Raw genomic sequence first — 4,031 nt, 5'->3', positions numbered from 1 at the left:
CCGACCGGGCCGAGCTGGTCATGTTCCTCTTCTACCGCCGTCCGCCTGGGGCCGGCCCGGCCCGACCGGTCGAGCTGGAGGTCGGGGACGACGCCAATCTGGGCCTGGTCATCGGCCAGGACGTCGGGATCCTGCGGACGGCCCAGCGGGGGCTGCACCAGCCCGGGCTCACCCACCTGGCCGTGGGGGCGGAGGAGTGCCGGATCATCAACGCCCACCGCGCCCTCGAGCGCTATCTCGGCATAGAGCCGACCGAGCTGGTGCCGATCGGGAGCTGAGCTCCGTACCCCCGGTCGGAGGTCCGGATCGGCCGGAAGGCTGATTTCGGCACTTCGGCGCCCAAGCTTTAGCGAAAGTCCTTGCCATGGCGCGCGCCCTCTGCCACCGTCCGTGGCAACGAGCGGGAACGCTCCCACCAACACACCACCCGTCCGGGGCGACTGACCGGCGGGACCGAACTCCGAGGAGTGGACACCACATGTTTGGACCCTTGACCAAGCGCGGCAGCGTTTCCCGGCGGCGGCTGCCCGCCGTGGCGGCGAGCGGACTGGCCGCCGCCGGCCTCAGCGTCGGCGTTCTCATGTCGGCCAGCCCGGCGCTGGCCGCCGACAGCCACCCCGCCCATCCGGCGCCGCCGACCCATGCCCCCCCCTCCAACCCGAAGGCGAACCCCGGCACCCCCGCCGGCGGTCACGGCTCGGCTGGCGGGTCGCAGGGTTCGCCGACCGGCCAGACCAGCTCGGCGGTCCAGTCCGGGCCGGGCACCGCCACCCCTGCCGACGCCAGTGTCGCCAAGGATGACAAGGGCGCCAAGCCGGCCGCCCCCAAGCCGCCCAAGCCCGCCCATGACGCCAAGCCCGGCGGTGCGGGGAACTCGCCGGCGGCGAACGCGGGTCACGCCGGGGGTCCGGCTGCTCCGGCGGCCGGGAACGCCAGCACGGCGGCGGCCCCGAAGGGCGCGCCGGCCAAGGCGCCGAAGACCGCTCCCCCCGCCAAGGCACCGAAGACGCCCCCGCCCGCCAAGGCGGCCAAGACACCGGCCAAGGCCCCCAAGGGCAAGCCGACCAGCGCCAGCGGGTGCAGCGAGGACAGCTTCATGGGCACGCCGAGCCCGGCGTCAGGTGTGGGCCCCGGGTCCACGCTGGCGGTCACCTACTCGGACGAGTCGGTCCTCAACACCAATCCCGGCTTCGAGCCCTCGATCACCCTGCTCAACGGGACCACACCCGTCCAGGTGCAGCTCGACCCGTTCACGCCCGCCAAGACCGTCCACCTGACGGCCACCCTGCCGAGCACCCTTCCCGGTGGCAGCTACACCGCCACCATCAAGGCGTGGGACGGGGACCAGAACAAGGCCGGCGGTGACTGCGGCGTGGCGTCGTGGAGCTTCGTGGTGACGGTGCCCAACACGCCGCCGGTTACGCCGCCCGTCACCCCGCCGGTGACGCCGCCCGTGACCCCCCCCACGGCACCCCCGGTCAACCCGCCGGCGCCGGTGCCTCCCAGCACGCCGCCCACGGTGCCGACCCAGGTCCTGGGCGAAACCCTGACCCCGCCCGCGAGCGCCCTCCCGCCCGCCCCGACGGCCCAGGCCGCCCCCGGCCTTCTGGCCTTCACGGGTGACGCGACGAGGACGATGACCGAGGCCGGGCTGCTGTTGGTCGCCGCCGGGTCGGCGATGATCGGAAGGTCCCGGCGCCGGCGGTTCGGCCGGTCCCGGAAGGGCTAGGAGCCAGTGCCGGACCGCCGGGCCACCCATCTCATCGGGTGGTCAGGCGGTCCGGCCGATGTCCACGAGCTGGGGCATGATCCGAGGCGCCAGCCACGGGCCCGTCTGGGGCGTGATGTGGACCCCGTCGCTGCGCACCTGCACTCCGTCCACGACCATCGAGAAGTGGCCGCCGGGGGACAGGAAGGCCCCGAAGTTGATCACGCTGACCAGCCCCGGATAGCGGGCGGCCACCCGGCGGAACAAGGCGTTCTCGTGGTCGACCCGGGCCGGGTCGTCCTCCGGGAACAGTCCCCCCGCCGGGGTGTGGCCCCGCAGGTAGTAGGGCACGGTGAGCAGGGCCACCTTGGCCCCCCGGGAGGTGGCGATGGCGATCCCGTGCTCGAGCTGGGACTCGACGTAGGCGTCGAAGGCGGGGTCCCCCAGGTGGGTCCACCGGCCCTGGTAGAAGCGGTCCATGAGCTCCCACCGCCCGACCAGGATGGCCACCACGTCGGGGCTGTCTCGAACGACCGCCGCCTGCCAGGTGGCGGCCCAGGTCCGACACTGGGGGAGCAGGTTGGCCTGCTGGCCGAAGTACACGTAGGGACTGGCTGTCACCACCCCGCAGCCCATGATCCCCTCGTTGGCGATGGCGCCCCCGTACTGTGAAGCCAGGGGACCGAGCCCGGCCGCCGTCGTCTGTGCCACGGAATCGCCGATGAACATGATCCGAACCGGCCGGCCCGGCTGGTAGTGACGGGGAGGCGGGGGCGGATGCGGGGGAGGCGGCGCGTAGAGGAGCCGGGACAGGAGACCGCCGAGGCCCGGAGCGGGAGGCGGCGGCGCCGGGACGGGCGCGGCAGGCACCGGCCTGGGGAGGACGGGCGGGGCGGTCACCACCGCCGGCGCGCGGACCGCGGCCGCGACCGGCCCGGCGGGGGTCAGCGGCCCCCCGCCCATGGAGTCGGCGGCAGCGGCCACCCCGCAGCCCGCCAGGGCCACGGTGGCCATGGTCAGCCACGCGGCGCGCCGGCCCCTCCTGGCCCTGGGGATCACCGCCAGCCGGTTCCCCGCCCGCCGCAGAACCGGCACGAAGGTGTCGATCGCCATTTCACAGTAAGTATCGTCTTATCTCGCACACCCCTGAGTGGGGGATGGTGCGGTCCGGACGGGGGATTGATTCGTGGGAACGGCGGCGGCCACCTCTGAACCGGGCCGCCTTCCGGGGGCGGGCGCCGCCCGCCTCGGGCACCTCCCGGGCCTGGACGGTATCCGAGGGGTGGCGGTGCTCTCGGTCCTCCTGTTCCACGGGGGGGTGAGCTGGGCGCCCGGGGGATTCCTGGGCGTCGACATCTTCTTCGTCCTGTCCGGGTTCCTCATCACCTCGCTCCTCATCGACGAGTGGGGCCGCACCGGCGGCATCGGCCTGGGCGGGTTCTGGGTGCGGCGGGCCCGGCGGCTCCTGCCGGGCCTCCTGGTGCTGGTGGGGGGGGCGGCGGTCTATGCCTGGCTGATCGCCTCACCCGAGGCCCTGGCCGGGATCCGCCACGACGTGTTCGCCACCCTCGCGTACTTCGCCAACTGGCATTTCATCGCCAGCCAGTCGAGCTACTTCGCCCGGACCGGGGACCCCTCTCCGCTGGCCCACACCTGGTCGCTGGCCATCGAGGAGCAGTTCTACCTGGTGTGGCCCCTCCTCGTGCTGGCCGTCCTGCGGGGCCGCCGGGCCCTGGGGCGCCTGGCCCTGCTGGCCGCCGCCGGCCTGGTGGCCTCGGCCACGGCCATGGCCGTGGTGTACCGGCCCGACACCGACCCCAGCCGGGTCTACTACGGGACCGACACCCGGTCCCACGTCATCATGGCCGGGGCTCTGCTGGCCGTCGGGCTGGCGGCGTGGCGGCGCCGGGTGGCGGTCCGGGAGGCGCACCCGGACCGGGCCGAACCGGTCGCGGCCCGATGGCCAGCATGGCTGCGCAGGAGGAAGGGCAGCCCGGCGCTGTTCGACCAGGACCTTGCCGACTCGCCGGCGGGAGCGCCGGGCGAGGCGACGCTGGGCCGCACCCTCGGGCGGACGGCCCTGGGAGCGGCCGCCGTTCCCGCCGCGGCAGGCGTTCTGTGGACGATGGGGGTGGCCCAGGGCACCGACGCCTGGGTGTACCGCGGGGGGAGGGTGGCAGTGGCGGCGGGGGAGGCGGAGCCGGCGCCGGAGGCGGTGGTGGCGGAAGGGCGGTGGACCGACTGGCTGCGCCGGCGGAGAGGCGGCCCGGCGCTGTTCGACCAGGACGTCGCCGACGCCCCCGCCGGCTCTCCCGGCCTGGAC

At 74.6% G+C, this 4,031-nt stretch carries 4 protein-coding genes; 3 read left to right on the top strand and 1 reads right to left on the bottom strand.

Annotation, left to right across the window (positions count from 1 at the left end):
* The coding region (locus VFW24_12190; protein HEX5267524.1) for a hypothetical protein at positions 1 to 278 on the top strand (278 nt) is incomplete at its 5' end.
* A 212-nt stretch (positions 279 to 490) separates the two neighbouring features.
* Positions 491 to 1,729, top strand: coding sequence for a hypothetical protein (locus VFW24_12185; GenBank protein HEX5267523.1), 1,239 nt, complete (start codon positions 491 to 493; stop codon positions 1,727 to 1,729).
* A gap of 42 nt (positions 1,730 to 1,771) precedes the next feature.
* Here VFW24_12185 and VFW24_12180 read toward each other — a convergent pair whose 3' ends face one another.
* Entirely contained in the window at positions 1,772 to 2,821 is a 1,050-nt protein-coding gene (locus tag VFW24_12180; protein HEX5267522.1) for an SGNH hydrolase domain-containing protein, read from the bottom strand.
* Positions 2,822 to 2,894: 73 nt separating this feature from the next.
* Here VFW24_12180 and VFW24_12175 point away from each other — a divergent pair.
* Positions 2,895 to 4,031: acyltransferase (locus VFW24_12175; GenBank protein HEX5267521.1), on the top strand; the 1,137-nt coding region annotated here is incomplete at its 3' end.

Source organism: Acidimicrobiales bacterium, from assembly GCA_036273495.1.
Taxonomy (GTDB): domain Bacteria; phylum Actinomycetota; class Acidimicrobiia; order Acidimicrobiales; family JAJPHE01; genus DASSEU01.
The sequence above is the reverse complement of the archived record's forward strand: the minus strand, read 5'-3'. Positions and strand labels throughout refer to the sequence as shown.

Excerpts from the sequence above, each read along its gene's own strand:
- VFW24_12180 (HEX5267522.1), bottom strand. The coding sequence starts at position 2,821 with ATGGCGATCGACACCTTCGTGCCGGTTCTGCGGCGGGCGGGGAACCGG.